This is a genomic window from Thermococcus onnurineus NA1 (assembly GCF_000018365.1).
GTDB lineage: Archaea > Methanobacteriota_B > Thermococci > Thermococcales > Thermococcaceae > Thermococcus > Thermococcus onnurineus.
In genome coordinates this window covers 1,152,447-1,179,060 of record NC_011529.1, presented here as the reverse complement: position 1 = coordinate 1,179,060, position 26,614 = coordinate 1,152,447, and the positions used below count along the sequence as shown (strand labels likewise).

The window sequence follows — 26,614 nt, the reverse complement described above, 5'->3', positions numbered from 1 at the left end:
AAAATGCCCATCCGAGAGACAGAACAGGATGAAGGTTCAAAGAATTGCCTCCTAACTTCGAACGTATCCTACTGGCCCTCGATGCCTGTGGTAACTGTTCACCGTTATCTACCAAACGGGTCAGTTGTAGAGTACGAGGAGAGCTTTACCCCGTGGCCCCATGGAGATAAGGGCTTTTACGTGATCGAAGACTGGACTGAGGAACTGGGGATAAGCCCACCGTGCTACATCACCAAGGCTACAGGAAAGGCAGTGCTGGAAGCGGAAGGGAAAGCTGGCTATGGTCTATTCCTTCGGTGGAGAGTCAAAAACGACGGGAACTCTTGGAGCGATTTGAAAAGGGTGGACAAACGAAAAGAGACCGCTGTCTCCGCGGGTTCAGTGAGAGTAGCAGTTTACACGATACCGATATCCAACGGAAGCTGGAAAATCGAGACAGGTGAGCTCTTGGAGAACCCTTACTGGTTCAACAGCACTGGTGGAGGACGGTTCGTTTCCACTTGGTTCAACGGAACCTGTACCTGTAAGCCGGAAGAGATCGTAGAGGCCACCCTTAAGAAAATCAAATCCGCCGGCTTCAAAGAAAAGGAGCATGTGGGAATCTTAGAAACAGAGGTGCTAAAACCCATGTATTCAGCTTTTTTCGTTAGAGACAGTCAGTACCTCTACGTGGAATTTGCCCAAGTGAAGGGCATGGATCTCGTCAGAGTCCTCATGATAATGGGCGATGAGGAAGTCGTGAAGGCATATGCCGAAGCGTTCACCGCAGGAAGCGTCGGAGGTTAAAGCCTTTCATTTTTCACCATCAAATGACGAGAAATAAAGAGACAAGGAAAAACCTCAGTCCTCCCAGGGCTCGGTGTACTTGAGGGCCCAGCCGAACTCCTCCTTGAGGATGTCGATTGCCGCGCTCGGTGGAATAACTCCGCGCTCGGTTATTATGACATCCACGTATTCAGGCGGGGTAACATCGAAGGCTGGGTTCCAGACCTCGATGTTCTTTGGCCAGGTTTCCAGTTCTTCCTTTGGAATGACCTCATAGGGGTCACGCATTTCAATCTCAACCAACTGGCCGAGCATGGTCTCCGGGTGGAACTTGTAGGTCTCGGCAGCTATCATCGTCCATACCCTGTGCTCCTTGGCAGTCAGCGCTATAAGAGCCGTTCCAATCTTGTTTATAACCGCACCGTTCACGGTGATGCTGTCCGCACCCATGACGACCTTGTCCGTCATCTTCATGTAGTGTCTCGCCGCGGAATCAACGACGTATATAACCGGAATGCCGTAGCTGGCAAGCTCCTTAGCCGTTATCTTGCCCTGCCACTTGGGCCTCGTCTCCGTGACGATGACCTTTATGTCCTTGCCCTGCTCCCAGGCGGTCTTCATGACGCTTATAGCTGCCTTGCTGTGGCAGTGGGTCATTATGACGTCGCCGTCCTCTATGCGCTTGGCACCGAACTCTCCAATCCTCACAACGGCGTTCTCGGAGTTGTGGATGAACTCTTTAGCCGCGTTGATGACGACGAACTTTAGCTGGTCGAGGTCGGCTCCTCCTGCGTAGGCCACCTTTCCGCGGTGCATGACGTAACGGAGCGCATTTGGCAGAGAGACTGCCGTCGGCCTCGTCTCGAAGAGAATCTTTGCCGCCTGCTTCATCTCGCTCCAGAATTCGTCAACGTTGGTCGCTTTGCTCTGCTCGGCCTGAACCTGGAGTGCGTAGGCAGCTGAGCGGGCTATCTTCCCGGCTCCCCTAATCTCCATGTTCTTGATCTTCTCCGCTATTTCGAGCACTTCCTTCACTACCGCCATCTCTATCACCCCATACCGGTAAACTCACATTGTATCTAAGGGGTTTATAGAACTTTCCGTGTTCACTGGTGAAGCCTTATGTTCTTTGATGTTCACAAACACGCTCAAAAAGGCTCCTTTACAAAAGTAAAGGGCTCTAACGACCATTGCAGAAAGATTTATAACCAATCGCCGCTACCATCACATGTATAGAATTGGTGATGCGCTCAAAAGTGTTCATTAAATGGGGGGAACGGAAGTGGGGGAAAAACTCATGCGGAAGCTGAGTTCTGGTTCACTGGATTTTGAGGTATACTTCTCTGACAAGGCTCAGGAAATGAAGGCCTCAGAGATTAGAGAGCTCCTCAAGCTCGTCGAGACATCAGACGTTATCTCGCTCGCCGGCGGCCTTCCCGCCCCGGAGACATTCCCCGTGGAGACAATCAAGAAGATAACCGCCGAGATACTTAACACTCATGCAGACAAGGCACTCCAGTACGGAACGACGAAGGGCTTCACACCGCTCCGCCTTGCTCTCGCGGACTGGATGGAAAAGCGCTACGGTATTCCGACGAGCAAAGTCGAGATAATGATGGTCGCTGGAAGCCAGCAGGCCCTTGACATCATTGGAAGGGTCTTCATAAACCCTGGAGACATAGTCGTTGTTGAGGGTCCGACCTATCTGGCTGCGCTTAACGCCTTCAAGTACTACGAGCCTGAATTCGTCTCAATTCCCATGGACGACAACGGTATGATGATTGATCTCCTTGAGGAGAAGTTAGAAAAGCTCAGGGCCGAAGGAAAGAAGGTCAAGTTCGTCTATACCGTCTCGACGTTCCAGAACCCGATGGGTGTTACGATGAGCCTTGACAGGCGGAAGAGGCTCGTAGAGCTGGCCCAAGAGTACGACTTCCTCATCGTTGAGGACAGCCCGTACAGCGAGCTCCGCTACTCCGGAGAGCCAATTCCTCCCATTAAGCACTTCGACGACGAGGGAAGGGTTATCTATCTCGGCACCTTCTCGAAGATATTTGCTCCGGGCTTCAGGCTGGGATGGGTAGCGGCCCACCCGCACTTCATCAGGAAGATGGAGATAGCCAAGCAGGCCCTTGACCTCTGTGCCAACCCGTTCGGACAGGTCATAGCTTGGAAGTACGTTGCCGACGGCTACCTCGACGAGCACATTCCGAGGGTTATAGAGTTCTACAAGCCGAGAAGAGACGCGATGCTTGAGGCCCTCGAGGAGTACATGCCGGAGGGCGTTAAGTGGACCAAGCCAGACGGAGGAATGTTCATCTGGGTTACCCTTCCTGAGGGCATCGACACCAAGCTCATGATGGAGAAGGCCGTTGCCAAGGGTGTCGCCTACGTTCCGGGTGAGGCGTTCTTCGCCCACAGGGACGTCAAGAACACCATGCGCTTGAACTTTACATATGTCCCAGAGGAAAAGATACATGAGGGCGTTAAGAGGCTTGCAGGAGTCATAGAAGAGGAAATAAAGGCTATCAAGGACTGATTCTATCCTTTTCCGTAAACCTTTTTATACTTCCTTCCTCAACTTCTTTCTAGGTGGTCGCTATGAAGCCTCTGATAGGTATAATCGGTCAGGTAGACCATTCCAGAAATCGCATTTTTCTCGATAAAATGCACTTGGAGAAAGTGATTAAGGCAGGGGGCATTCCTGCGGTTTTCACTGCGGATTCCTCTCCGGAGGAGGTTCTGGAGCACGCCGACGGAATCCTCCTCATCGAGGGCCCCGACGTTCATCCCCATTTCTACGGTGAGGATCCATCAAGTTCCATCAAGTATGTGGATGTTGAAAGGGACGAATTTGAGATATGCCTCGTAAAAAAAGCTATTGAAAAGGGTGTGCCGATTCTTGGCATCGGACGTGGAATGCAAGTTATAAACGTTGCCCTGGGTGGAACTCTGTATCAGGATCTAACGGAGATTCCTAAAGCCATCAAGCATGACTGGGATCTGAACATTATCGGTCCGACCCAGCGTGTTCACGGAGTAAGGATAAAGATGAGCTCGAAGCTCTATGAGATTCTCAAGGACGAGCTCAGCATAGAGGGCACCAATGAGGTTTATCTGCGCGTCAACAGCTTCCATCACCAGGCCATCAAGAGGGTTGGTGAGGGAATAAAGCCCGTTGCCTACGCCGTCGACGGCCTCATCGAGGCGATTGAGGCAGAGGAGAGCTTTGTGATTGGCGTCCAGTGGCAGGCGGAGCATTTGCCCGAAATGGGGCGGCTTTTCGAGGCTTTTGTACTGGCTGCTGCAGAATACCGTGCCAAAAAGCGGGAGATGGAAAGGCTGGAGATAGAGGCAGAGGTCAGAGAGGAACTAGATGAGAACCGTCGCAGCTCGGATACGACCGATAACCTTCCCGACACGAGCCAAACGTAATACCCTTTTCGGTTATTTTTCTCTCCGCCTCTTGAAGGATCTTCATTCTAAGCTCCCTTGGAAGGTAGTAATATCCTCCTATCCGCTCACCTTTTTCATAGAGCGGCCACAGCTTTTCCATGAGCTCCGGAAACTTCGCAAACATTCTTCTCTTTGAATCTGTCCTCAGCTTGAGCGTCGAAACGGTTATGTGATCAACGAAGCTCAGCGCATCAAGGGTCTTGTCGAAGTCCTCCCATGTGTAAAACAGGATTATAGGGTCTATGCGCGCGTAAACTGGGATTCCCTCACTCTTAGCCTTTTTGAGGGCTCTAATCCTGTCTTTAGGTGCGGGTGCGTTCGGCTCCAGGAGCTTTGCCTTTTTCTCGTCTACGGTGGTCACGGTTATCCCAACGGCGCACTTGATCTCCTTCAGGATATCGAGGTCACGCTCGAAGACGTCCGATTTCGTGAGGAGCAAACAGCGGACGTCGTATCTCTTGAAAAGCTCGAGAACCTTCCTCGTTATTCTGAGCTCACGCTCTATGGTTGGATAGGGGTCTGAGGAGTAGGAGAGTGCTATGATGTACCTCCTGTTGAACTTTCTCAGTTCTTTTTCAAGCTTCGGTAAAATTCCCTCCTTTATCCTCACACGAAAGGCATGGGGGATGTAGCTCGTTATGTAGCAGTAAACGCAGGCATGATCGCAGCCGGTGTAGACGTTCAGCGTGTACTTAAAGGGACATGTGCAGAGCTTTGCCTTCCATGGATCAAAGGGCCGTATATACATGTTTGTGCCTACGAAAAGGCCTTAAAAGAAATTGTGTTTACTTTTACGGGTGAAAAATATGGGGGACGAGGTTAAAGGCCGGGTGGAGTGGTTCAAGGACTATCAGTTCATCGGAAGGATAGAGAACAATAGCTGCTCCGTTATCCTCGGTGAGGGTGGCATAAGCCCCATGAAGCTTCTCCTTCTGAGCGTTGCTGGTTGCACCGCCTATGATGTGGTTATGATACTCCAGAAGATGCGCGAGCCGATTGAGGGCCTGGAAGTCGAAATCGGCGGTGAAAGAAGGGAGGAGCATCCGAGAATATACAAGAAGGTTCACATCCATTACAAAATTTACGGTGACGTGAGTGAGGAGAAAGCCAAACGCGCGATAGAGCTGAGTCAGGACAAATACTGCTCTGCCTCGGCCCACATAAAGCTCAGTGGGGCGGAGCTTACGTACTCTTTCGAGATTATCAAGAGTTAGCTTTTTAACCTCTTTTCTTTCAGCCGCCGAGGGTGGTAAAGTGATAGAGCTCCTCAAGCACTTTGTCATACTCTACGGTGGCCTCTTTGCGATAACGAATCCCGTTGGAGCGGTGCCAGTCTTCCTAGGCGTCACTCACGACCTTTCATGGAGCGAGAGAAGAGAGATAGCAAGGAAAACTACCATAACGGTAGTGGTAACGCTCGTAACCTTTGCCCTCATCGGCCAGTGGATATTTCGGTTCTTCGGCTCTAGTATAGATGCCTTCGCCATAGCCGGCGGCATTCTTCTCTTCCGAATGGCCATGGACATGCTCTCAGGAAGACTCTCTTCAATCAAGATAAGCCGGGAAGAAACAGAGGAGTTCGACGAGGAAGTGGTGACCCTTGAGGAGGTTGCGATAATCCCCCTTGCCATCCCGCTGATCTCCGGTCCGGGTGCGATAACGACGGTGATGATTTACACCGCCAAGAGCATTAGTCTTCCGGAGAAAGTGACGGTCATAGCCAGCATAATGGCAATAGGTCTCACGGTATGGCTCGTCCTGTGCTCGGCTAACAAGATCAAAACCAAACTCGGGAGGGTCGGAATCAAGGTCATGACGAGGATGATGGGTCTCATACTAACGTCCATGGCCGTTCAGATGATAATAAACGGCATAAAAGGCGCCTTCGGCCTCTGAGGAAGACTTTTAAGCTCCTTCTCCAACTTTTTTCGGTGGTTGTATGAGAGGAGATTTGATCAGGGTTCTAAGCCTGATTGAGGAGAAGGCCAACGAGCTAAAGCTCGACGGCTACGAGCCAGATGTTGTTCTCGTCGGCTTCGAAGCTTACGAATTCATAAAAGGGCAGGTGAACGAGGAGTTCGGCGGTGAGGAGGAAGTCCTCGAGCTTTCAGGATTAAAGCTCCGCATCCTCGATGAACTCGGAAAGGACGCGGTTGTTGTTGACAGTAAGGTTCTGGGCTTTGGTCTCGGCGGGGCAAAGCGGTTCAGAGTTCTGGAGTGAAACGGTAGCCCCTTAAGATAAGGAGACTCAACGCTACTGCCATTACGTCTGCCAGGCTTCCGGGGTTCCTTAAGTCCTTCTTTTCCCTCATAAATGAGTCAAACTCCTCGAGCGTAAGCTTACCTTCCAGGACTTCCCCCGCCTTTCTCTGGACGAGCTTTGCCTCTTCTATGCCAGCTTTTCTGATGATGAGCGTGTCGAGGTTGCTCGCCAAAAGCTCCAGAAAAGCCGTTTGTACTGCTTCCTCAAGCGGTCTCCTCCTGACGAGCTCGTAAAGCCTCGCGAAGGTATTGTAACTCAGCTCGTACTGGTTAAGCCACTCGCAGAATATTAGCTCCCTCTCGCAGCTTATCTCAGCGAGCCTTGCTAGGTTTATTCCATCCTGGAAGAGCTCCCTGAAGGAATCGTCGCTGTAGACATCGTACTTAACGCCACTGGGGATGCCTTTCGGGTTGGCTATCCTTATCGCACGGTATAGCTCCATGGTATCTCTCACGATGGATTCCTCGATGAGGAGCTTCACCTTCTCCCTGGCATCGAGCATGTTCCTGCCCATTGATAGGGCAATCATCAGCGGAATGGATAGGGTTATTATGCCAAAGTTGGGATTGGCGTTCTGTGCTTCCCTCGCGTTCTGAACCGCCCTCCTAATCAGCTCGCCGATTCCTGCCTCACTCGGTAGGAGGGCTCCTTTCCGGAGAAGCTCGCCGACCTTAACGGCCTCGTAGTAGATGTCTATAACGGCAGTTTCAGCGAAGAGGAAGTGGTAAAAGGTCAGATCCTCGAAGTCCCTAAAGCGGTTTACGTTGCCAGGCTTCGGGATAGTGGCTTCAATGAGCGGGCCGAGGGTGAAGGCCTTTATGATCCTCCACCGCTCCATTCAGACCACCAGATAGAGGAGCAGATAGATGAGGTAGAGGATCAGCACAATCCTCCTCGCGGTTCTCTTTGTCAGCATGTAAAGGCCGAAGGCTATCAGCGTAACACCCCAGAAGGCATCCTTTATTGCCCCCGCGTAGGGCTGGAGCCAGGCTATGAAAGCTGGATTGAACTGCTTCAGCAGGAGGACGAACCCAAGGAAAACGAAGATTATTCCGAGCGTTCTCATCTTAATCACCCTTCGTCAGCAGTATTATGCCTATCACAAGGAGCGTAGCGGCGAGGAGCGTCGTTCCTCCAACAGGGTCGATTATCAATGGGAAGAGGGGCTTTGCTATAAGGGCCGCGCCGATTACTATCAGTATTACCGCGAGGGCTTTAGTATTATCGTTCCCTGAGAAGATCTCGTTGATCCTCTTTCCAGTCTCGTCCGCCAGCTCGTTGAGCCTCTCCTCGATGGGCTTCTCCTCGTCCCCCTCCTCTGGCAGGACAAGGGCAAGCAGGAAGTAGAGCAGAACCATCGCGAAGGGGTTGAATACCAGCAGGACAACAAAGATAATCCTGAGGAGCGTCGGGTCTACTTCAAGGTGCTCGGCTATCCCTCCAATAACCCCGAGAAAGACCCTGTTCTCCTTTGAGCGCATCAGTTTCTTCACCACTTCTCCTCACCAGTTGTAAGAAGGGGAAGGGGCTTAAAAAGTCACCCCTTGATGCTCACATCACCGACCACATTGGAAATCGAAACGACTATCGTGCCGTTGTTCCCGCTCGTTGTGCTCTTAACGTCTCCCACAACATCTTCGGCGTTTAGGGCCACACCAAAGTCCGGCGGGACGATTACTATGATATCGCCAACCACATTGTTGATGCTCACGTGATCGCTGGCGTGGAGCGTTATATCTCCAACCGAGTTCTCGATCGTGTACCCCGCCCAGCTCTGGCCATCGAAATCGCCAACGACGTGCCTTACGGTTATTCTCTTGACTCCTGCCGAGACCAGAAACTCCCCGACGGCGTCTCTTATGCCCAGGTACTCGAGCTCTCCACCAACTTCTACCACAACGGTGCCGTTCTTGTAGTCGTTGCAGATGTTCCTTTTGCCGATAATGCCCTCTTTAATCGGGCAGTACACTTCGAGGACGCCGTTTTCAAAGCTAACGTTTATTGGAAGGTTGCTCTTGACCACTATGCCGCTCACGTTCGCCTTGACCACGTATACATCTCCCACGGTGCCCCTGACAACAAGAGAGGACGCACTGAACTTTCCAAACTCAACGAGTACTCCGGCGGTCTTTTTTGGGGTTATACCTCTGATGATCTCAATGTCGCCGTGGAGCGCTAAGGCTAACGTCACCGCCGCACCCACAAGAACTGCCACGAGGATTAATGCTAGGAGTGCACCGAGAGTCCTGCCTTGCCTTTTCATTGCTTACACCTGTGAAAGATCTCATCACTTTTCTGTATAAGGCTTATGCCGGAGAGAAGTTAACAAGAAAAGTTGGAGCTCAGTGGAGGAGCTTCACAAACTCCCTCATCCAGGCATACAGGTCGCCTGGGTGCCTTGAGCTGACCCAGTTGCCGTCGACGACGACCTCTGCGTCGATCCATTCTGCCCCTGCGTTTATCACGTCGTCCCTGATGGTTATCGTGCTGGTTCCCCTCCTGCCTTTAAGGACTTTGGCGGAGATGAGTATCTGCGGCCCATGGCATATGCTCGCGACCGGCTTGTCGTCCTCGAACATCCTTCTGGTTATCATAACTGCCTTCTCGTTAAGCCTGACTATCTCCGGGGCCTTCCCACCTGGAAGAACGAGGGCATCGAACTCGTCGGGGTCAACCTCCTCAAAAGTCAGATCAACGTTAACACTGTACCCGTGCTTTCCGGTTATCTTGCCCCTCTGAAAGCTGGCGACATAAACCTCGTGGCCTTCCTCTTTTATCCTATGGAGCGGGTATATCAGCTCCAGATCCTCGAAACCATCCGCGCTCAGAAACAGTACCTTCATAGGAACACCCCCATATTAACGCTCAGAGAGAAATAGAAATGGGACACTTATAAGCTTTTGTGGACAAAAACGGGCATTATAGCGGAAGTTCCGTCGTCTCTTTGTGGACCTTGAGCACGACCATGGTGTGGGTCGCCTCAACGCCCTCGATTTCACCGATGGTGTCGAGGAACTCGTTGAGCTCCTCGCTTCCACTTGTTCTTATCTTCACGAGCATGTCGTAGTCGCCGGTGGTTTCATAGATTTCGACTATCTCCGGGTACTGCGTAAGCTCCTGGGCGACGTGGGAACACCTGCCGGCCTTGGACTTTATGAGTATAAACGCGAGAATCCTGAAGCCGAGAGAATCGGGGTCGAGAATGACGGTGAATTTCTTTATGATGCCTTTCTCTTTCAGCTTCTTTATCCTCTCGTAAACGGTCGATTCGGCCAGATTGACCTCCTTGGAGATCTCCCGCAGGGGCGTTCTGCTGTTCTTTTGGAGTATGGCGAGAATCTTTTTGTCTATTTCGTCCAAACCCATTCGCATGAGCATCACCACCCCTAAAAAATTTTCGGATGATTATATAAACTTGGCGATTTTAGAGAACCATACTTTTATAAAACGCCATCCGCTCTTTAATCCAGAGGCTTCTGGAGGGTCAGCCATGCCAACCAACGTAACAGCGGAGTACCTAGCAGCTGAGGAGGAATACCGGAACGCCAAGACGATTCCAGAGAAGATTCGGGCCCTTGAGAAAATGTACTCCACCGTTCCCAAGCACAAGGGGACGGAGAAGCTCAGGCTCCAGATAAAGCGAAAGCTGGCTGAGCTGAGGAAGGAGCTTGAAAAGCAGAGGCAGGTTCAGAAGAAGGGTGGCGGCTACTCCTTCAGCGTGAGGAAGGAGGGTGCTGCTCAGATAGTCCTGGCTGGCCTTCCGAATGTAGGAAAGTCCTCCCTCATGAAGGCGCTGACAAACGTTGATATTGACGTGGCTGATTATGCCTTCACAACAGTCGAACCTATCCCTGGAATGATGCATCACAAGGATGTTCAGATACAGCTCGTTGAGGTGCCCGGCCTCGTCGAGGGTGCCGCCCTCGGAAAGGGCATGGGGCCTCAGCTCCTGAGTGTTATAAGGAACGCCGATGCTATAGCCATCGTCGTTGACCTCTCTCAGGATCCCGTAAAGCAGATGGAAATCCTCCTGAGAGAGTTCGAGAGGGCGGGAATAAAGCTCAACAAGCGCCGTCCAAGGGTCGAGATAAAGAGGACAGCGAGCGGTGGAATAATCATCAACGGTCAGGAGAACATAAAGGGCGACATAAGTGAAGTCATGAAGATGCTCCGCGAGGAGAGGATTCACTCAGCTGAGATAACCGTTAAGGAGCCCGTGACTCTGGAGGAGTTCGCCGACGCTTTAGACGAGAGCCTCGTCTGGAGGAGGGCTATAATCATTGCTAACAAGGGCGACGCCCCTGGAAGCAAAGAGAACTACGAGAGGCTCGTCCAGGCTTACGGAGACAGATTCAAAATCATCCCAATCTCCGCGAGGAGGAAGATAAACCTCGACAAGCTCAAGGACGAGCTGTATGAGCTGGCTGGAATAATAAGGGTCTTCACGAAGAGTCCCGGGGAAGAGCCGGCCTATCCCCCGGTGCCGCTCAAGAAGGGCTCAACGGTCATGGATCTGGCGGAAAGAATTCACAAGGACTTTGCCAAGAACTTCCGATATGCCCGTGTCTGGGGTAAGAGCGTCAAGTTCCCGGGCCAGAGGGTTGGGGCCGACCACGTGCTGGAGGATGGGGACATAGTGGAGATTCACGCACGATAATGTTAGCTCGTTTCTTTCTTGTGTGTTGTTTATATGTCATTCCTTTAGTCATCGGGATGTTTTTAATGGTCTGAGGCAGGTGGAGGATAATTGCTCCCACCGGTGGATTCCGGTGTAATTTAACCAAATGTTGTAAACCATTTTTGGTCAGCCTAACGTTTATAAGCATTGGTGATCATCTTAGAACGCCTGCTTTTAGAAAATCCAGAGGTGGGAGCATGAGACCGCTCGACCTGACGGAAAAAGACCCTTCTAAGAGAATCACGATTCACTTTGAGGGGAAACCCCTCGAGGCCTATGAGGGTGAGAAGCTCACTGTTGCCCTTCTGGCTAACGGCATCTACTGGCTCACCACGAGCACTGAGGGGAGAAAGAGAGGTGCCTTTACGTTCGGCCCCGTTCCGATGGTCGTCAACGGCGTGAAGAACATCAACGGCAGAAAAACGGTTGTAAAGGATGGCATCAGGATAGAGCGTCAGAACTACGGTGATTTTCAGGAGACTGTTGAAGTGGATGAGAGCAAACCCGTAACTAGACAGGTCGTGGATGTGGCCGTTATAGGTGCTGGCCCCGCCGGAATAGGGGCAGCACTTGAGCTTCAGGAGCATCTGACGGTCGCCCTCATTGAGGAGCGCGGCTGGCTCGGCGGAGACATGTGGCTCAAGGGCCTCCCACAGGAAGGTTTTGATGGTGAACCAAAGGAGGTTATAAAGTCACTCGTTGCCCAGTTCAACGACAACGTTCGCGTTTTCAGGAAAACGATAGCGTTGGGAATCTTCGACAAGGGGGAGTACTTCCTGGTTCCCATCGTTAAGGGAGACCAGCTTATAGAACTCATGGCGAGACGCGTTGTTTTGGCCGTTGGAGCAGTTGACAATATTCTCCTCTTTGAGAACAACGACATTCCGGGCGTTTTCAGGCGCGACTTTGCCCTTGAGGTCATGAACGTCTGGGGTGTCGCTCCCGGCAAAAAAGTCGCAGTCGTCGGGGGCAGGCCGGAGGACATCGTTCCTGAGCTTGAGAGATGGGGTATCGAGTACATCGTCGTCCCAAACCCGAAGCGCGTTGAAGGAACGGAAAAGGTTGAAAAGCTGATAGATATGAACGGCAACGTTTACGAGGTTGACGCTGTGATAGTTTCCGATGGCAGAAGGCCGGACATAAACCCGATAACCCAGGCCGGCGGAAAGCTTCGCTTCAAGAGAGGCTACTACATGCCAGTTCTCGACTCCCAGCACAGAATAAGGGACGGCATCTACGTCGCTGGAAGCGCCGTCAGCATAAAGCCCCACTATGCCAACTACCTTGAAGGCAGACTCGTTGGGGCATACATCCTTGGAGAGTTCGGCTACGAAGCCCAGCCGTGTGTTTATGAGAAGAAGCTGAGGGAGTACGAGCCTGAGGCTATCACCATCCACAAGATAGAGTTCGACGCTTTTAGTCTGGAGGACGTCCAGATATGTGGCTGCGACGTCTCGCTGAAGAAGGTCGACGATGTGGTGAGAAGTGGTATAACAGACCTTCAGATAATCAAGCGTCTCACCCACCTGGCCATGGGCTTCTGCCAAGGTCGCTTCTGCCTCTTTAACGGCGCGGTGGTGGTTTCCCAGAGGGCCAACCTGGACATGGCGAAAATTGACCTGCCGGTAGCGAGACCGCCGCTCAAGAACGTGAAGATGAAGGTTACCGCCGCTGGGGGATGATGGCTTATGCCGACGAAAGAACTTCCCGAAAGAAGCGAAATCGTTATCATCGGCGGGGGAATAATAGGTGTGACCCTTGCCCACGAGCTAGCTAAACGCGGTGAGGAGGTCACCGTCATAGAGAAGCGCTTCGTAGGCTCAGGCTCGACCTTCCGTTGTGGAACTGGCATAAGGCAGCAGTTCAACGACGAGGCCAACGTTCAGGTCATGAAGCGCTCCGTCGAGCTCTGGAAGCACTATAGTGAAGAGTACGGCTTCTCCTTCGAGCAGACAGGCTATCTCTTTTTGCTCTACGACGATGATGAGGTCGAGGAGTTCAAGAGGAACATAGCCATCCAGAACCGCTTCGGCGTCCCGACGAGGCTCATAACTCCAGAAGAGGCGAAGGAGATAGTCCCGCTCCTTGACATAAGTGAGGTCATAGCGGCATCGTGGAACCCCACTGATGGAAAGGTCGATCCCTTCTACTCGACCGCTGCATTCGCCCTCAACGCCGAGCGCTTTGGGGCTAAGCTGGTTGAGTACACGGAGGTCAAGGATTTCATCATCGAGAACGGTGAGATAAAGGGTCTCAAGACCAACAGGGGAGTTATCAAGACGGGCATCGTCGTTAACGCCACCAACGCGTGGGCCAAGCTCATCAACGCAATGGCCGGAATAAAGACTCCTATTCCGATAGAGCCTTACAAACATCAGGCGGTGATAACGCAGCCGATAAGGAAGGGCGCGATAAAGCCGATGGTCATTTCCTTCAAGTACGGCCACGCTTATCTGACCCAGACCAGCCACGGCGGCGTTGTTGGCGGTGTCGGCTACGAGCTGGGGCCAACCTACGACCTCAATCCGACCTATGAGTTCATGCGCGAGGTGAGCTACTACTTCACCAGGATAATCCCGGCCCTGAGGGAGCTTCTTATACTCAGAACATGGGCGGGCTACTACGCTAAAACGCCTGATAGCAACCCTGCTATAGGAAAAATCGAGGAGCTGAACGACTACTACATTGCCGCCGGCTTTTCCGGCCACGGCTTCATGATGGCCCCGGCCGTTGCGGAGATGGTCGCCGATTTGATAACCAAAGGCAGAACGAGCCTTCCAGTCGAGTGGTATGACCCATACAGATTTGAGCGTGGTGAGCTCAGGGGCCAAGCCCTCCAGATGGGGTGAAGTCCTTTCTTTTTCCTTCGCTATCCTTAAATATCTTCTCGCCGAATTTTCGTGGGTGAAATCATGTATCGCGTTGATTCTCCCGGTCGGGTGAATCTTATCGGTGAGCACACTGACTACGCCCTTGGCTACGCCATGCCGATGGCAATAAACATCCACACGGTTCTGCATGCCAGGGAGGACGAGCAGATCTGGGTTTACTCGCAGATATTCCGTGAGGTCAAGGAGTTCTCGCTCGATGACATCAGAAGGAGTGGGGACTGGGCGGACTACATAAAGGGAATCTTCTGGGTTCTCCGGGAAGAAGGGCATGAAGTAGGCGGCATGAAGGGAATTCTGAATGGAGACCTGCCTATAGGCTCGGGTTTGGGTTCTTCAGCGAGTCTTGAGCTTGCCGTTCTGGCGTTTCTCAACGAGGCATATAAACTGAGATTACTCCCCATAGAAATGGCCCTCCTGGCTCAGAAGACCGAAAACGAGTTTGTGGGTGTCCCCTGTGGAATACTCGACCAGTTCACCATGACCCATGGAAAGAGGGGGCACGTCATTTTCCTTGATACTGATACGCTGAGGCACGAATACATAAAATTCCCGAGGGACATTCAGGCGATCGTCTTCTATACCGGTGTCAAGAGGGAGCTGGCCAACTCAGCCTACGCGGAGCGTAGGAAGGTTGCAGAAGAAACCTTAGGGCTTCTCGGTAAGAGAACTTCCAAGGAGGTTGAGGAGGCAGAGCTGAGAAACATTCCCTCCCTCTACAGGCGCCTCTTTGGCTACATCGTTAGAGAAAACCGGCGCGTTCTAGAGGCAAGAGATGCACTCAGGGAGGGGGATGTAGACACATTGGGAGAGCTTATTACAGCTTCTCACTGGGATCTTGCGAGGAGCTATGATGTAAGCTGTGAAGAGTTGGACTTCTTCGTTCGTAGATCCCTCCAGCTCGGCGCCTACGGCGCGAAGCTCACGGGAACAGGTTTCGGCGGTTCGGCCATAGCGATAGTCGATAGTGACAGGGCACTGAGCATTGCTAGGACAGTCTTAGAGGAGTACCAGCGTACCTTCAACTGGGAGGCCGACTACTATCTTGTCCTCCCGACCGATGGTGTTGCTGTGAGGAGGGTTTAGGGTGTCTCTCTTGTATCTTTTATCTCTCCATAAACATTGGCACTTTTCCCAAGTTCTCTCAAAGGTCGTGTTCTGAAGAGAGAACCATCGAGATGCTTCAGCGCCATAATAAATCCTCAGCCTAAAATCACCTTGGAGGAAGTTTTATAAGAGGCTTCCCATAGGCGCGAGCGATGAGCAGAAGGGAGCTCGTCGTAACGCAGGGGAGGCGCGAGAAGGCAGGGAAGATTCGCAGAATAAGGATCAAGCGCAGGAACGTGGTCCTGCTAGCGGTGAGTATGTTCATCGCCAACGCGGCCTTTGGCATGGCGTTTCCATATCTCAGCGTCTATATGAAGCTCCTCGGCGGCGGCATGCTGATGGTCGGGCTTTTAAGTGTCGCCTTCAACCTGACCTCGACAGTCTTCCAGTATCCCTTTGGCTATCTCTCCGATAGGACTAGGAACAGGAAGGCTTTCATATCCTTCGGCCTGTTCTCTACGGGGACCTTCTATGCCCTCATGGCTGTCGTTTCAACTCCGTTAGCCCTGCTTACCCTGAGGACGTTCCAGGGAGCACTCGGCTCAGCCATTATGCCTGCCCATTCGGCGCTGATAGCGGAGCTCTCGACCCGTGTTGGTTCAGCCTACGGGCTCTTCGGTTCGATTGAGAACGCGGGCTACATGCTGGGCAACTTCATCGGCGGCTTCCTTATAAAATACGTCGGGATCAGGGGAATCTTCCTCATAGCAGGGGCTCTCCTCGTCCTTTCCTCTGCGATAGTTCTCCTCCTCAGGGAGAGGCCGAGGCCGAAAAGGGCTCCAAGAAAGCTTATACTCGTCCAGGAAGGGCGGGAAAGCGAGAGGGCAACCTTCCAGGGTGCGGCATTCAAGCGGCTCATGAGGGGCCATCTGGGCCTTTTCTACTTTACAGTTCTGCTCGTAATGATAGCTTCAGGTCAGGTCTATTCAGTGGTCTCGGTTTACTTTGAGGAGGTCTTTGGGAGCGAGTGGGTAGGGATACTTTTTGGAATAGACTCTTTAGCGGCGGCGGTGAGCGGATACTACCTCGGGAAGCTGATTGACCGCTACGGCGCCAAGAAATTCTACCTGCTGGCGATAGCCGGCTACGCCATCGCTTTCCTCGGCTACGCTTTCGCGAAGAATCTCTACCTGATGATCGTCGTGGCCCTCTTTTCGGGCGTCAAGTGGTCACTGACCCTAAACGCCTCCTCGACCTATGTTGCCACGAAGGTCAGAGCGACGGAGAGGGGTCAGGCTATGGGCCTGCTCAACGCTATGATGAGCCTCGGCTGGGTCGTAGGTCCATTACTCGGAGGCTATCTCTCTGCCATAAGCTTTGAGCTGAACTTCATGAGCACGCTCGTGCCTCTCGGAGTAGCTTTCCTCTTCGCGCTTAGACTTCCAGAGTGATGCACTCCGGTGGGACTTTCTCGACTATCCTGACGTTCTTCCCGGCTTTGTAAACCTTCAAGCCTTTCTTTCGGAGGCATTCGGCGTCTATTACCAGAAGAACCACGTCCCGCCCGTGCCGCCTGCCGGTTTTGATTGCCTCGCTTTTGCTCGTGCTTAGGTGGACGAACTGCCTCCTCATGGGCTTCAACCCCTCGCGGAGAATGCTCTCGAGGTTCCTCCTCGGCGTGCCGTGATAGAGGAAGCGGCTCTCGGTGTCTTCTTCGTGGTCTAGACTCACCGGAAAGCTGTGGCCGTAGCGGGCGCGTATTCTGTCTCCTTGAATCTCGTAGCGGCCCTTCGCATCGCGGGCGACTATTTCGCGTACGAACTCCTCCGTAACGTCTGGATAGATAGTTTTTAGGGCCTCGACGAGCTCGGAAAGGGGTACGAAGCCCTCCACGTCAGGCCTCAGTCCGAACTCCTCCGGCGAGTGCCGCAGGATGTAGGCCATTAGCTTGCTGACTTTTCTTCTGCCCGGAAACATCGTGAAAAGTTGGAAAGAAGCTCCAAAAAGCTTTCCCTTACGCACGGTAAGAAACGGGCTTTTTGACGGGCTTCTTGACGTTTATGTCCCTAACAACGAACTCATCGTAGACGTGGCCTTTTTCATATACTTCAAATTCCTGACCGTAGATGTCCTTGCCCCAGATACGGATCTCCATTTGATAGGCTATTCTGCCTCCGACAAAAACGCCATCCCTGAACCTGACCTCAAGGATGCCGTTGGTAACGTTGAACGTCATGTTCGCATTGGAGCCTATGAACAGCCGGGTCATGGCATCGAGATCTTCCTTTGTTATCTGATAGTAAAGCAGCTGCGTATCGTTTTCGATGGTTGTGTTGGATGGTTCTTCCTGTAGATACTTTGCCACGAAGCTCACGATGTTGTATTCCCAGGTGAGGTTTAAAATGGTCTCCGGATCAATTCCGAGGGTCTCGTTCGTCATCTTCTGCCATGTTCCGCTTGAAAAGACATAGATTTCGTCGTCCTTTATAATCTGGCGCGAGAAAACGGCGGCCCCTCCCGGAAAGGTTCTGGTCGTGGTATTGACGTCGGCTTCCTTGCTATCAAGATCGATATAGCCCTTCCGTTTGTAAATCACAGTAACGTTGCCCCCATCCCGGGTAACGTTCCCCTGAGAGATCCTGACGTGAAGTATCATGCTTGTGTTCTCGAGGTAGGTGAACTGCTTTATACTCCCCATGTTTTTGAGAAGCTCCTCCGTCGGGTAGTGCTTGGGCTGGAGGACTACTTTTGGAGATGCTGTGTTTGACGTTGCCGCGGGCGTAGTGGATGTCCCCGTGTTCTCCCATATACATCCAGCACCAATCCCAACCAGAAAAACGACCAGCAACAGGATGCCGAGCTTTTTCATTTTTATTCCTCCTTTTTAATCAATAATTTTGTCTCAATGCCATCCCCTCCGCTGAAGGATTAAACCAGTCGAAAGAAACATCACGCTCAGAGATAGCGCACTGCCGTCACGAAAGAGGAGTCCCAGAACCATTAGGAAAAGCCCGCAGATAATCACCGTCCTTCCAGGGTCATCTTTAACAAACTGAAGCAATTTCATCTCCGACCCTCCAGTTCTTTTAAATGCTCTATCCTCTTTTCAATCGAAGGGTGTCTGTTCAACAGGTTAAACCATTTCCCTGTTTTTTCCGGCAGCAAGTTGAGCTCAGCCAGCTTTTTAAGTGCCATTAGAGTTGGCTCAAGCCCCACGACATTCGCCGCGAACTCATCTGCCTTGAACTCGTTCCTTATGGCTATCCTTGATTCAATAACAAAGAGCCAGAAGTAGAATGCAAAGAAGAAAACGCCGAAGAAAACCCACGGCGATGAGAACAGCTGAACGTTGAATTTGTGGAGGATGTAGATGAGTCCTATCCAGAAGATGAACCAACCGATGCTCAAAGCCGCGTTTATCCAGAGGTGCTTTCCTTTTATGTGCCCAATCTCATGGGCTAAGACCGCTTTAATCTCGTCCTCTTCGAAGTTATCAACCAGATAGCGGGTTAAAACAACGTAGCGGTAGCGGGGGATTATACCCGTAACCATGGCGTTTGCGAGCTTTTGACCGGGCTTTCCTTTAACGATGATGCCCCTGACTTTAACTCCATGCTCCTCACAGAACCTCATGAGCTCGGCCTTAAGCTCGGGGTCGAGCTCGCTCTTTGTCCCAACTCTAATGAGGATGAGTGGAAAGAGCGCAAAGAAAGCGAGTATTAGGGTTGAGTACATGAGCAGGTCAAACCACCACTTTGAGGTCAAACTCTCTGGCAGATAGATCATCAGCAGCAGCCAGATAAAGGCAAAGCCAACTGTTGGACCAAGAATAAGTGCGAGAACTTTCAGAACCTCCTTTTTTGGATTTTCAATCTTTTCCTCTGTAATATTTATCCCTACTTTGACGGTCTCGTAGATGATGAGGAAGATTGACAGCAGAAGCGGGAAGATCAGGATTGCTGCAAATGCAAACACCCTGAATATCTCAGGTAGGGGGAGCTTATCTACCACGTCAGAGGCCCAGTCAAGGGCTCCGAGGGCTATCATCGCAGGCAAGTAGAGTATGAATGCCCCGAAAATGCAGACCACCTCAGCCTTCAGCAGATTATAGTTTTTCTCTTTCTTTGGTAGCTCTTCTCTCAGGATTTTGCGGCCCCAGTGTCTCATGACGAGGGGAGGAATAATAACGGTTGCAATGGACACCAGAACCAATGAAATCTCTTTCATATTTTTCACCGGGCGGAGATACGTCTGGTTTGGAATTTAAGAGTTGTGGTTCAATTTTCAAAAAAGGTTGGAAGAGTAAAAACCTCACGGTAGCTCGATGACGGCCCATATCGGCCTGTGGTCGGAAACTTCCACATCGCAGAGGCATCCGTAGTCTTTGACCTTTGCCGGCCAGTCCTTCTTGAGCAGGATGTGGTCGATGTTTTCGATGTCGATGTTGCCCCAGTTTGAAAGTGTATGGCAGCCTCTTCTCAAAGGAGTTATAGTAGTTGCGCGTAAGTATTGCTATCGCCTCTCGTCCGGTTCGACGTTAGTGTCGCCTGCTATTATATGGGCTACCGGCTCGCTCTCCGCGAACTTGAGGAGCTCTCCCGCCTGCATTGCTCTCTCTGTCTCGTTCAGCCCCATGTGCACGTTGACGAGGGTTAATCCGAGCTCATCGATGGTTACCTTCTGGGCTGACCTCGCCTGTCCGAGGCTCTCGGGGTTGAGTTCACTCTCCGTCTTCATGTGCCAGTGCGAGAAGACCGCTATGCCGTGGGTTCCTTCAACGGCCGGTTTGTACTCGTAGGCGTAGCCGAGGTATGCGGAGATCATCAGGGGAATATCCTGGTAGCCGTTGCTGATCATTCCACCGACGACCTCCTGCGCCGCCCAGATATCGGGCTTCTGCTCCTTCAGGAGGTTAATCAGCTCGTAGCCGTTGAACGTCCCCTGTTAAGGTCCAAAGTCCTGGTGGACGTTGTAGCTCCAGATGAGGACGTCCTTCTTGGCTTCAACGTAAGTTGGACCACGTTGAAGAGGGCGAGAACTATTACCGAAACCACTGCGAGGCCGAGAAGCGGGCCGCTATTTCTTTCGCGTTTGGAAGCCTAACCTCAGCACTTCCACCGTAGCTCGCGAGGGCGTAGATCACGGAGGCGGCTAGAATTAGGGCTTCAAGGTTGTTCTCCATGAACGCCAAACCGATGTCCATACCGACGTAGGCACCCAAAGCCAAAGTTGCCACGAGAAAGAGGTACGCAGCGCCGATTACCCCACCCCTGCTGCCCTTAGTGCTCTCGACGAGAGCTATGGCTGATGCAAAGGCAAGGGAAGCCACCGCGTAGGCTGCCATTAGGGCCGCTCCAGCTTTTCTGCTCATTTTGCCAACAAGATGGAGGCGAGTATGAGGAGTATTATATCAAGTCCCGATGGGAAGTTCACGCCGTAGAAGAACGTCTTCTCAAGGCTGGAATAAGCGCCGGCAACGAAGATCCTCAGGCTCGACGCCAGCAGCACTCCGGTCCCGATTCCAAGCAGTATCTTATTCCTATCGCTAACCTTCACTAGCATCATCTAAAACCCAAGTTTGCCAGAATGGACTTAAAGTTTGCTAAAATGTGAAGAGAAAAGAGGTGTCACTTGAACTTCCTCAAAGCCATCTCGGCTGCAACGCTTATCGGATCTATCGTCGGGCTTATCGGCGGGGCGTAGGCGGTCTCTAAGTAAACAACGTCCTCGACAGTTGCACCTTTCTGTGCTAGGGCAGAGAGCGTCATTATCCTGCCCCAGACACGCTCGCCGCCGACTATCTGCGCGCCAATGAGCTTTCTATCGTCTTTCCTGAAGATAACCTTCACGGTTATCGGCTTGCCGCCGGGATAGTACTCGGGCTTGGTGGAGCCTTTGAACTTACCGACGGCTATCGCGATGCCCTCTTTCTTCGCCCTATCCTCCGTTATGCCGAAGGTGCCGATCTCAAGGCCGAAGAGCTCGGTTATTGCCGTGTTGAAGACGGGCCTGAAGGAGACGTCCTTTCCTGCTATGTGCTCCGCTGCCACTTTCGCCATCCTCACTGCAGAAGTTCCCAGCTGGCTGAGGATTCTCCCTCCGGTAACGGCGTCAATAACTTCCGCACAGTCGCCTATCGCGTATATGTCAGGGTCGCTCGTCTGGAGGTGCTCGTTGACGACTATTCCGCGGTTAACTTCGAGGCCCGCTTTTTTAGCGAGGTCAACGTTGGCCCTCACACCGGTGGCAACGAGAACCAAATCAGCCTCGACTTCCTCGTCACCAATTTTGACGGCCTTGACGGGGCTGCCTATTATCTCGCTCACACCGACGCCAAAGCGGAAGGAAACACCGTGCTTCTCCATCTCCGTTTGAACGAGCTTGGCGGTATCCTTGTCCAGCATCGTGGGCAGAAGCCTGTCTAGTAGCTCGACGACGAGGACCTCCATGCCGAGCTTTGCGAATGCTTCAGCCCCTTCAAGACCGATCAGGCCGGCGCCAATGACGACAGCCTTCTTCGGCTTCCTCTCGGCTATGTATGCCTTTATCTTCCTCACGTCGTCGAGGCTCTTGAGCGTGAAGACGCCTTCGTTTTCGACGCCCTTAATTGGTGGGACGAAAGTCTTTGAGCCGACTGCCAGAACGAGCTTGTCGTAGGAAACTTTGCCCTTGTCTGTAATGACAACTTTCCTCTCGCGATCTATTGCTTTAGCCTCGGTGCCAAGCATGAGGGTTATTTTCTGCTTCTCGTAGAACTCGTTAGGGAAGACGATAACGTCCTCGGGCTTCTCTATCGTGCCGCTTATCACGTGCGGCAGGGCGCATGGGGAGTACTGCATCGTCTCCTCCTTTCCGATGACGGTTATCTCAGCTTTCCTGTCAAGCTTCCTCATGAAAAGGGCGAAGTTGCTTCCGGCAGTTCCAGAACCGATGACCACGATTTTCATAGACACCACCGGAGAAAAGAGGAGGGAGGGATATAAAAATCTGCCCTTAACCGAAGGTTGGTTAGCGCATCCATTTGCGAGCTATGGCTGGGACGGTGCCCTTATTCAAACGCCTTAACAAATGATAAATTGATATTAGGAAATCAGGGCTCCACAACCGTCCCGCTGTGCTTACCCTTTATCACATCGAAGAGGCTGTAAGCGTCCTTCTTGCCCACGATGTACGTCCTTATCTTGCCGCGCTGGATGAACTTCGCAGCAAGGGCATCGACGACGCCGCTTCCACCGGCCTTGCTTTCGCCCTCCATTGCTATGTCGACGAGCTGATCCACGGTTATCCTGTCGAGCTTCTTTGCGTTAGGATTCTTCCTCGGATCGCTGTCGTAGACACCGTCAACGTTGGTGACCACGATCAGAAGGTCGGCCTGCAGGTACTCGGCGAGAAGGGCAGCGACCGCATCGGTCGTGTGTCCTGGGTGAGTTCCGCCCATTATGGGTATCTTCTTGAGCTGTATGACCTCCCAGGCCTTCCTGAAGTCCTGGACGACGAAGGGATAAGCTTTCTCGCCGAGCGCAGCTATTAGAAGCATTGCGTTGGCCCTGGTGATGTGAATTCCTATGTAGTCCTTGAAGGTCTCGTTGGGCGTGAAGGTCTTCGCAGCCTTGATGTACTTGCGCGCCACTTTGCCGCCGCCGACTACCACAGCCACCTCATGGTCCTCGCTTATCTTGGTGAGCTCATACGCGATGGCCTTGATAAAATCGATGTCGGGATCGTCCGGAACGAGAACTGAACCGCCTATGTCAAAAACTATCCTCATGATGACCCTCACGATGCTAATCGGGGCCCCTTTATAACCTTTTCTTGCCAGTAAAATATCAAAAAGAGTAGAAAGCCCTCAGTAGTAGTACCAGATGGTCTCGTAGTCTTCCCTCTTCTCCCCGATGCTCTCCAGATAGCGGAGATACTCCTCTATTGGGACGTCCGTGTATGTGTAGAGTTTCGTCTCGCTGATGCCTTTCTCCCACGGGTGGAAGAGGTACACCCTGCTTCCGTCGGGCTTTATGGCTATGAGCTCCCTGTCCTGCCAAGCCCTCAGGTGGTTCTTGCCCATCCTCGGCACGTTAAAGATTGGCTCGTCAGTCCTGAACTGGCCCGGTAGGAGCCTTGCCTCCTCTTTCCTCTCCTGGATGACCCTCGCTATCGGCACGAGGTAGTCTCTCTGCTCGATCTTACCTTTGGGATAGAAGGTGTAGTATGGATCGATGCCGATCTTCTTGAGGGCTATTCTAAGTGCAACGTTCTCGAAGCGCCTGCTGACGTTTCTCTGGTAGACCAGCTGGTTGTAGACGTATATTCCCTGCCTCCTAAGGTTGTAGACTGCCCTGGCCATCTCTGGGGTTACCTCGTAGGCCGTTTCTACATGGGTCGAGACGGCCACGTTCCTCTTGCCTGGTTCGATGTACGATCCGAGTATCTCGGCCAGCTCTTCAGTTACGCGCATTGGGACGGTCACTGGAATCCTTGTTCCCCAGCGGATGTTAATGACGTGGTCGAACTCGCTCAGACGGGACATTATCTTGTCTATAATCTTGTTGCTCAGGGCGAAGGGGTCTCCTCCGGTTATGAGCACGTCTATCATCGACTCGCGCTCGCCGAACCACTCTATAGCCTTCTCTATCTTGTCCCATCCCGGGAACGAGCCTGCCATAAAGGGTTCAAGGACCTCCCAGTTCCTCTGGCAGTAGACGCATATCTGCGGGCAGGTGTCGAAGGCCTTGAGGATCGCTATCATCACGTACCTCCTCGTGACGAGGTCTATCGGAGAGGTGTCGTGCTCGCCCATGAAGTCGAAGGCGTACTCTCTGTCCTTGCGGTGGAGTATCATGTTGTCCATGTACCACTTGGGCGGCATCACCTGCCTTCTGACGTGCCTGTCCTCCTTGTAGGGCTCCTTAAAGTCCCAGAGGTGGAGGTAGTAAGGTGTTATTCCCCAGGGAATGCGATACTTGACTGCCCTCTCGACTTCTTCCAGATCCTCCTCTGGAACCTTGACGATGCCAAGTTCGTTGAGCTCTCTGAGGATTTCAAGGCCCTTCCTGCCCTTGAGGACATGGCTGAACTGCCACCTGTAGTCGAACCACTCCTCATCGTCTATGCCCCAGTACTCCTCGAGCTGCTTCCTCTGCTCCTCCCTCTTCTTGATTATCCTCTCGTCGAGTCCACTCGGATAGCGGTCGAGCCAGGCCTTTATGTACTCGTAGACCTTATCGAGGTAGTCGGAGCGCAGCTTCCCTGCCTCCCTGCCGTGAACCTTACTGAAGTCGGGTGAAACTATGCCTGCTTTTTCCAGCTTCGGCCCAAGCCAGCCCTTGGAGTAGTTGGCCTTACCAGACATGGCAAGGAAGAGGTGCCTGAACTCCTCGAGGAATCCCTTAGTGAGAACACTGAGAGTCTTTTCGTCGCCCTTGGCGGCTTTCCAGAGATATTCCAGCGTTGAGAAGCCTGCTGCCTTTTCGTTGTATGGCGAGAGAATGTTCTCAAAGACGTCGCAGGCATAGATGGCGAGCCACCTATCTAGGGGGCTTACCTCTATCTCGCCGCTTTTGAACTTCCACCCCAGGTTCTTCGTGAATTCCAGGAGCTTCTCCCTTGCCTCCTCAAGACTCTCGCTCTTCTGGAGAATTTCGCCTATTTCTGGAAGTGGCTCGAAGATTTCCATGAATTCTCCGTGCCCCACCCCCTGTTCAAGACCCCATGGAGACTTCTCAACCCCAAAGGCTGAAAGGGCACTCTCAACCCTAATCACGGTGATCACCTCCTGACCTTGAAGAGGACAGAAAGAGGCGTGGAAGTACGTATGCGTGCATTAATTCTGAGAATACCTATTTAAATTTTACTCCCATTCTCGAATAACCTGCGTCACATAGTGTAGAAAACAAAAGAATATTTGGCAGACTTTTGGGATATATTAGCCTATCTGAAAGGCCGAGCTCCTCAGTTCGCCGCGCTCGAATCTGTACGGGTCGTACCACTCCCAGTCGAGGGGCACTTTGCTTTTTCCTTTGGTCATGAACTCCGCCATCGCTTGGGCAACCGCTGGAGCCATCATGAAGCCGTGGCCGCTGAAGCCTGCCGCAATGTAGAAGTTGTCGAGGAGCCTTCCTATGGCAGGGTTCTTGTCAGGCGTTTTAGCGTAGAAGCCGGCCCACTGGCGGACGATATGGGCGTGTCTGATGGCGGGAATTATCTGAACGGCGTATTTCAGCACACCCCTCAGAAAGTCGTAGGTCGGCTCGTAGTCGTCGAGGCTTTTGGCTTTGTGCTCTATTCCCGAGCCACAGATTATTCCACCGTCCTCGCCGTCCTGGATGAGGTAGCTGTCGTTCCAGCTTGGCGGACAGACGAGGGGTTCGACCTGACCCGGCTTGAGGGGCTCCGTCTTCACGAGCTGGTGCTTGTACGCGGTTATTGGAACGAGTTCCCTGCTCAGGCCTGCCATCTCGTTAATCAGCGGTGCCCATGCGTTGGCCGCGTTGAGAAGGGCGTCAACCTTAACGCTCTCCACCTTTCCGTTGCTTCTGAACTTCACCGCGATTATCTTGTCCCCCTCGCGCTCCAGAGCCACAACTTCGGTGTGCTCCCTCGCGTCAACGCCCATCTCCTTGGCTTTCGTGAGATATGCAAAGAGCGTCTTGAAGGGGTTGGCCTTTCCGTCCATCGGGTTCCAGGCCCCGGCCAAGAACGGTTCCGTGTTGAGTGGCGGGACTATTTCCTTTGCCTCATCCATATCTATGAGCCTCGTGGGAACGCCAAAGCTGTTCTGGAGCTTTATGTTGTTTTTAAAGGCTTCAACCTCCTCCTCACTCGTCGCCAGGAAGAGGTAACCGGAGTGCCGGAAGCCTATCTCGGCCCCGAGCTCCTCTTCAAGTCTCTCCCAGCGCTCGATGGCGTACTTCATGAGCCTGATGTTGGCCTCGTCCGTGAACTGCGCCCGTATTCCCGTTGCACAGCGGAAGGTCGAACCTGAGCCGAAGTAGTTCTTCTCGAAGAGGATTACCTCTTCTCCGAGCTTTGCCAGCTCATAGGCCGTCGCGACGCCTATTATTCCGCCGCCGATGATCGCTATCTTACTCATCGGCACCACCCACCAGAACCTCGACGCGGACGGGCATTATCGGAACCCTCGACTTCGGGAGCGGTATATCCTCCTGTCTCTTTCCCGTCTTCCTCGCGAGGATTGAGATTACAATCGGGATGCACGTCCTTCCCTGGCAGGGCCCCATGCCTATCCTGAGAAGCCGCTTGATTTCCTCGATGTCCGTGATGCCCGAGTCGATGAGCCTCTCGACGCCTTCAACCGTGACGTCGTTGCAGCGGCAGATGATTTTCTTCCCGCTCATTCTTTCACCACCACAGCTCTTTCTGATGAAAGCGCTGGCGGAATGTTTCTGACTCCCAAACTAGCTTCAACGATATTGGGTGCCCGCGCAATTGATGCCATTCTGTTGTTCACCCCTGAAATGCGCCCTTCGGGCGCGAGATGACTGTGAACCTTACAGAGGTGTC

30 protein-coding genes and 1 pseudogene are annotated in these 26,614 nt (G+C 52.5%); 11 read left to right on the top strand and 20 right to left on the bottom strand.

The features are described 5' to 3' along the window. The first annotated feature begins 3 nt into the window (after positions 1 to 3). Positions 4 to 786, top strand: coding sequence for a hypothetical protein (locus tag TON_RS06560; RefSeq protein ID WP_012572258.1), 783 nt, complete (start codon positions 4 to 6; stop codon positions 784 to 786). A gap of 54 nt (positions 787 to 840) precedes the next feature. On the opposite strand, the gene TON_RS06555 is transcribed toward TON_RS06560, so the two are convergent. Further along, positions 841 to 1,809 (bottom strand): ribose 1,5-bisphosphate isomerase, encoded by a 969-nt coding sequence (locus tag TON_RS06555; protein WP_012572257.1) that lies wholly within the window; start codon positions 1,807 to 1,809, stop codon positions 841 to 843. A 238-nt stretch (positions 1,810 to 2,047) separates the two neighbouring features. Between TON_RS06555 and TON_RS06550 the strand changes: the two genes are divergently transcribed. Further along, positions 2,048 to 3,304: an aminotransferase-like domain-containing protein gene (locus TON_RS06550; RefSeq protein ID WP_012572256.1), complete on the top strand. Its 1,257-nt coding sequence runs from the start codon at positions 2,048 to 2,050 to the stop codon at positions 3,302 to 3,304. Positions 3,305 to 3,366: 62 nt separating this feature from the next. Then, positions 3,367 to 4,200 carry a gamma-glutamyl-gamma-aminobutyrate hydrolase family protein gene (locus tag TON_RS06545; protein WP_012572254.1) on the top strand — a complete coding sequence of 278 codons (834 nt, stop codon included), beginning with the start codon at positions 3,367 to 3,369 and terminating at the stop codon, positions 4,198 to 4,200. Here TON_RS06545 and TON_RS06540 read toward each other — a convergent pair. After that, positions 4,127 to 4,969 (bottom strand): SPL family radical SAM protein, encoded by an 843-nt coding sequence (locus TON_RS06540; protein WP_012572253.1) that lies wholly within the window; start codon positions 4,967 to 4,969, stop codon positions 4,127 to 4,129. The two genes, TON_RS06545 and TON_RS06540, sit on opposite strands and share 74 nt — an antisense overlap. Before the next feature lie 58 nt (positions 4,970 to 5,027). Here TON_RS06540 and TON_RS06535 point away from each other — a divergent pair, with 58 nt between their 5' ends. The 3 genes from TON_RS06535 to TON_RS06525 are packed head-to-tail and all read left to right on the top strand — an operon-like array spanning position 5,028 to position 6,442. Beyond that, positions 5,028 to 5,435 (top strand): OsmC family protein, encoded by a 408-nt coding sequence (locus TON_RS06535; protein WP_012572252.1) that lies wholly within the window; start codon positions 5,028 to 5,030, stop codon positions 5,433 to 5,435. 40 nt (positions 5,436 to 5,475) lie between these two features. After that, positions 5,476 to 6,117, top strand: a complete 642-nt coding sequence (gene snatA / locus TON_RS06530; protein WP_012572251.1) for a neutral amino acid NAAT transporter SnatA — start codon at positions 5,476 to 5,478, stop codon at positions 6,115 to 6,117. Between the two features lie 43 nt (positions 6,118 to 6,160). Then, a complete protein-coding gene (locus tag TON_RS06525; RefSeq protein ID WP_012572250.1) occupies positions 6,161 to 6,442 on the top strand; it encodes a family 4A encapsulin nanocompartment shell protein in 282 nt (93 codons plus the stop codon). Here the strand turns inward: TON_RS06525 and TON_RS06520 are convergent. The 6 genes from TON_RS06520 to TON_RS06495 all read right to left on the bottom strand — a co-directional run bounded on the left by TON_RS06520 (position 6,426) and on the right by TON_RS06495 (position 9,856). Continuing rightward, positions 6,426 to 7,322 carry a triphosphoribosyl-dephospho-CoA synthase gene (locus TON_RS06520; protein ID WP_012572249.1) on the bottom strand — a complete coding sequence of 299 codons (897 nt, stop codon included), beginning with the start codon at positions 7,320 to 7,322 and terminating at the stop codon, positions 6,426 to 6,428. The two genes, TON_RS06525 and TON_RS06520, sit on opposite strands and share 17 nt — an antisense overlap. Continuing rightward, positions 7,323 to 7,550 carry a hypothetical protein gene (locus tag TON_RS06515; RefSeq protein ID WP_012572248.1) on the bottom strand — a complete coding sequence of 76 codons (228 nt, stop codon included), beginning with the start codon at positions 7,548 to 7,550 and terminating at the stop codon, positions 7,323 to 7,325. A gap of 1 nt (position 7,551) precedes the next feature. Further along, positions 7,552 to 7,977, bottom strand: coding sequence for a PspC domain-containing protein (locus TON_RS06510; protein ID WP_238516382.1), 426 nt, complete (start codon positions 7,975 to 7,977; stop codon positions 7,552 to 7,554). Between the two features lie 44 nt (positions 7,978 to 8,021). Further along, positions 8,022 to 8,747 (bottom strand): hypothetical protein, encoded by a 726-nt coding sequence (locus tag TON_RS06505; protein ID WP_012572246.1) that lies wholly within the window; start codon positions 8,745 to 8,747, stop codon positions 8,022 to 8,024. 79 nt (positions 8,748 to 8,826) lie between these two features. Next, positions 8,827 to 9,327 (bottom strand): deglycase PfpI, encoded by a 501-nt coding sequence (pfpI, locus tag TON_RS06500; RefSeq protein ID WP_012572245.1) that lies wholly within the window; start codon positions 9,325 to 9,327, stop codon positions 8,827 to 8,829. Positions 9,328 to 9,403: 76 nt separating this feature from the next. Then, positions 9,404 to 9,856 (bottom strand): Lrp/AsnC family transcriptional regulator, encoded by a 453-nt coding sequence (locus TON_RS06495; protein ID WP_012572244.1) that lies wholly within the window; start codon positions 9,854 to 9,856, stop codon positions 9,404 to 9,406. Positions 9,857 to 9,974: 118 nt separating this feature from the next. Here TON_RS06495 and TON_RS06490 point away from each other — a divergent pair, with 118 nt between their 5' ends. The 5 genes from TON_RS06490 (at position 9,975) to TON_RS06470 (ending at position 16,548) form a co-directional block, all read left to right on the top strand. After that, complete coding sequence (locus tag TON_RS06490) at positions 9,975 to 11,141, top strand: OBG GTPase family GTP-binding protein (protein WP_012572243.1); 1,167 nt, start codon at positions 9,975 to 9,977, stop codon at positions 11,139 to 11,141. 218 nt (positions 11,142 to 11,359) lie between these two features. Beyond that, positions 11,360 to 12,844 carry an FAD-dependent oxidoreductase gene (locus TON_RS06485; RefSeq protein ID WP_012572242.1) on the top strand — a complete coding sequence of 495 codons (1,485 nt, stop codon included), beginning with the start codon at positions 11,360 to 11,362 and terminating at the stop codon, positions 12,842 to 12,844. A gap of 6 nt (positions 12,845 to 12,850) precedes the next feature. After that, entirely contained in the window at positions 12,851 to 14,011 is a 1,161-nt protein-coding gene (locus TON_RS06480; RefSeq protein ID WP_012572241.1) for an NAD(P)/FAD-dependent oxidoreductase, read from the top strand. 63 nt (positions 14,012 to 14,074) lie between these two features. Then, a complete protein-coding gene (locus TON_RS06475) occupies positions 14,075 to 15,136 on the top strand; it encodes a galactokinase (protein WP_012572240.1) in 1,062 nt (353 codons plus the stop codon). 173 nt (positions 15,137 to 15,309) lie between these two features. Then, positions 15,310 to 16,548 (top strand): MFS transporter, encoded by a 1,239-nt coding sequence (locus TON_RS06470; protein ID WP_012572239.1) that lies wholly within the window; start codon positions 15,310 to 15,312, stop codon positions 16,546 to 16,548. Here TON_RS06470 and TON_RS06465 read toward each other — a convergent pair. The 12 genes and pseudogenes from TON_RS06465 to TON_RS06425 form a co-directional block, all read right to left on the bottom strand. Next, positions 16,532 to 17,074, bottom strand: a complete 543-nt coding sequence (locus TON_RS06465; RefSeq protein ID WP_012572238.1) for an RNA 2'-phosphotransferase — start codon at positions 17,072 to 17,074, stop codon at positions 16,532 to 16,534. The genes TON_RS06470 and TON_RS06465 overlap by 17 nt on opposite strands. A gap of 37 nt (positions 17,075 to 17,111) precedes the next feature. After that, positions 17,112 to 17,966 carry a hypothetical protein gene (locus TON_RS06460; RefSeq protein WP_012572237.1) on the bottom strand — a complete coding sequence of 285 codons (855 nt, stop codon included), beginning with the start codon at positions 17,964 to 17,966 and terminating at the stop codon, positions 17,112 to 17,114. A gap of 194 nt (positions 17,967 to 18,160) precedes the next feature. Then, positions 18,161 to 19,324 (bottom strand): M48 family metalloprotease, encoded by a 1,164-nt coding sequence (locus TON_RS06455; protein ID WP_012572236.1) that lies wholly within the window; start codon positions 19,322 to 19,324, stop codon positions 18,161 to 18,163. An 84-nt stretch (positions 19,325 to 19,408) separates the two neighbouring features. Beyond that, entirely contained in the window at positions 19,409 to 19,579 is a 171-nt protein-coding gene (locus tag TON_RS10645; RefSeq protein ID WP_012572235.1) for an endonuclease/exonuclease/phosphatase family protein, read from the bottom strand. Between the two features lie 30 nt (positions 19,580 to 19,609). Then, positions 19,610 to 20,023, bottom strand: a pseudogene (locus TON_RS10640) (endonuclease/exonuclease/phosphatase family protein); the annotation flags it as partial. A 115-nt stretch (positions 20,024 to 20,138) separates the two neighbouring features. Further along, positions 20,139 to 20,468 (bottom strand): hypothetical protein, encoded by a 330-nt coding sequence (locus tag TON_RS10635; RefSeq protein WP_238516381.1) that lies wholly within the window; start codon positions 20,466 to 20,468, stop codon positions 20,139 to 20,141. Next, on the bottom strand, positions 20,465 to 20,659 hold the full coding sequence (locus tag TON_RS10630; protein ID WP_012572232.1) for a hypothetical protein: 195 nt from the start codon (positions 20,657 to 20,659) through the stop codon (positions 20,465 to 20,467). The genes TON_RS10635 and TON_RS10630 overlap by 4 nt, the downstream gene beginning before the upstream one ends. A gap of 65 nt (positions 20,660 to 20,724) precedes the next feature. Next, on the bottom strand, positions 20,725 to 22,044 hold the full coding sequence (locus TON_RS06445) for an NAD(P)/FAD-dependent oxidoreductase (protein WP_012572231.1): 1,320 nt from the start codon (positions 22,042 to 22,044) through the stop codon (positions 20,725 to 20,727). Positions 22,045 to 22,187: 143 nt separating this feature from the next. After that, positions 22,188 to 22,865, bottom strand: coding sequence for a UMP kinase (gene pyrH, locus TON_RS06440; RefSeq protein ID WP_012572230.1), 678 nt, complete (start codon positions 22,863 to 22,865; stop codon positions 22,188 to 22,190). 78 nt (positions 22,866 to 22,943) lie between these two features. Then, entirely contained in the window at positions 22,944 to 24,854 is a 1,911-nt protein-coding gene (locus TON_RS06435; protein WP_012572229.1) for a KamA family radical SAM protein, read from the bottom strand. A 162-nt stretch (positions 24,855 to 25,016) separates the two neighbouring features. Next, positions 25,017 to 26,183, bottom strand: a complete 1,167-nt coding sequence (locus TON_RS06430) for an NAD(P)/FAD-dependent oxidoreductase (protein WP_012572228.1) — start codon at positions 26,181 to 26,183, stop codon at positions 25,017 to 25,019. Beyond that, positions 26,176 to 26,448 (bottom strand): (2Fe-2S)-binding protein, encoded by a 273-nt coding sequence (locus TON_RS06425; RefSeq protein WP_012572227.1) that lies wholly within the window; start codon positions 26,446 to 26,448, stop codon positions 26,176 to 26,178. Before TON_RS06425 ends, TON_RS06430 begins: the two co-directional genes overlap by 8 nt. Positions 26,449 to 26,614: the final 166 nt, after the last annotated feature.

Bases quoted from the DNA above. Each gene is read 5' to 3' on its own strand.
- TON_RS06460 (WP_012572237.1), bottom strand. From the start codon at position 17,966: ATGAAAAAGCTCGGCATCCTGTTGCTGGTCGTTTTTCTGGTTGGGATT.
- pyrH (WP_012572230.1), bottom strand. From the start codon at position 22,865: ATGAGGATAGTTTTTGACATAGGCGGTTCAGTTCTCGTTCCGGACGAT.
- TON_RS06480 (WP_012572241.1), top strand. From the start codon at position 12,851: ATGCCGACGAAAGAACTTCCCGAAAGAAGCGAAATCGTTATCATCGGC.
- TON_RS06560 (WP_012572258.1), top strand. From the start codon at position 4: ATGCCCATCCGAGAGACAGAACAGGATGAAGGTTCAAAGAATTGCCTC.
- TON_RS06465 (WP_012572238.1), bottom strand. From the start codon at position 17,074: ATGTTTCCGGGCAGAAGAAAAGTCAGCAAGCTAATGGCCTACATCCTG.
- TON_RS06495 (WP_012572244.1), bottom strand. From the start codon at position 9,856: ATGCGAATGGGTTTGGACGAAATAGACAAAAAGATTCTCGCCATACTC.
- TON_RS06490 (WP_012572243.1), top strand. From the start codon at position 9,975: ATGCCAACCAACGTAACAGCGGAGTACCTAGCAGCTGAGGAGGAATAC.
- TON_RS06445 (WP_012572231.1), bottom strand. From the start codon at position 22,044: ATGAAAATCGTGGTCATCGGTTCTGGAACTGCCGGAAGCAACTTCGCC.
- TON_RS06555 (WP_012572257.1), bottom strand. From the start codon at position 1,809: ATGGCGGTAGTGAAGGAAGTGCTCGAAATAGCGGAGAAGATCAAGAAC.
- TON_RS10635 (WP_238516381.1), bottom strand. From the start codon at position 20,468: ATGAGCAGAAAAGCTGGAGCGGCCCTAATGGCAGCCTACGCGGTGGCT.
- TON_RS06540 (WP_012572253.1), bottom strand. From the start codon at position 4,969: ATGTATATACGGCCCTTTGATCCATGGAAGGCAAAGCTCTGCACATGT.
- TON_RS06520 (WP_012572249.1), bottom strand. From the start codon at position 7,322: ATGGAGCGGTGGAGGATCATAAAGGCCTTCACCCTCGGCCCGCTCATT.
- TON_RS06455 (WP_012572236.1), bottom strand. From the start codon at position 19,324: ATGAAAGAGATTTCATTGGTTCTGGTGTCCATTGCAACCGTTATTATT.
- TON_RS06535 (WP_012572252.1), top strand. From the start codon at position 5,028: ATGGGGGACGAGGTTAAAGGCCGGGTGGAGTGGTTCAAGGACTATCAG.
- TON_RS06470 (WP_012572239.1), top strand. From the start codon at position 15,310: ATGAGCAGAAGGGAGCTCGTCGTAACGCAGGGGAGGCGCGAGAAGGCA.
- TON_RS06505 (WP_012572246.1), bottom strand. From the start codon at position 8,747: ATGAAAAGGCAAGGCAGGACTCTCGGTGCACTCCTAGCATTAATCCTC.
- pfpI (WP_012572245.1), bottom strand. From the start codon at position 9,327: ATGAAGGTACTGTTTCTGAGCGCGGATGGTTTCGAGGATCTGGAGCTG.
- TON_RS10630 (WP_012572232.1), bottom strand. From the start codon at position 20,659: ATGCTAGTGAAGGTTAGCGATAGGAATAAGATACTGCTTGGAATCGGG.
- TON_RS06515 (WP_012572248.1), bottom strand. From the start codon at position 7,550: ATGAGAACGCTCGGAATAATCTTCGTTTTCCTTGGGTTCGTCCTCCTG.
- TON_RS06525 (WP_012572250.1), top strand. From the start codon at position 6,161: ATGAGAGGAGATTTGATCAGGGTTCTAAGCCTGATTGAGGAGAAGGCC.
- TON_RS06545 (WP_012572254.1), top strand. From the start codon at position 3,367: ATGAAGCCTCTGATAGGTATAATCGGTCAGGTAGACCATTCCAGAAAT.
- TON_RS06425 (WP_012572227.1), bottom strand. From the start codon at position 26,448: ATGAGCGGGAAGAAAATCATCTGCCGCTGCAACGACGTCACGGTTGAA.
- TON_RS06430 (WP_012572228.1), bottom strand. From the start codon at position 26,183: ATGAGTAAGATAGCGATCATCGGCGGCGGAATAATAGGCGTCGCGACG.
- TON_RS06475 (WP_012572240.1), top strand. From the start codon at position 14,075: ATGTATCGCGTTGATTCTCCCGGTCGGGTGAATCTTATCGGTGAGCAC.
- TON_RS06485 (WP_012572242.1), top strand. From the start codon at position 11,360: ATGAGACCGCTCGACCTGACGGAAAAAGACCCTTCTAAGAGAATCACG.